Genomic DNA, 238 nt, shown 5'->3' on the forward strand with positions numbered 1-238 from the left:
AGCGCGACCCCGCGCGCGGCGCTCGGCGAAGCCGGCGAATCGCGGGCCCAGCGGTTGAAGAGCGAAGTGCTGTCCGCGGCAACCCGGCTCGGCGTGGACCCGGCGCAGGCGCGCCTGGCCCCGCAGGATGAAGATGCGATCGACCTGGTGGGCAGGCTGTTCGCTGTGATGCTGGACGAGCGCGACCTGGCAGGTCGCTCGCGCGCGCTGATCGGCCGGCTGGTGGTGCCCTTCGTGA

1 protein-coding gene is annotated in these 238 nt (G+C 73.1%); it reads left to right on the forward strand.

Annotation, left to right across the window (positions count from 1 at the left end):
• On the forward strand, positions 1–238 hold a 238-nt coding region (locus ACQG3P_RS23255; RefSeq protein WP_426806361.1), incomplete at both ends, for a DUF1631 family protein.

The organism is Stenotrophomonas sp. SrG (assembly GCF_050031795.1).
Taxonomy (GTDB): Bacteria; Pseudomonadota; Gammaproteobacteria; order Xanthomonadales; family Xanthomonadaceae; genus Stenotrophomonas; species Stenotrophomonas rhizophila_A.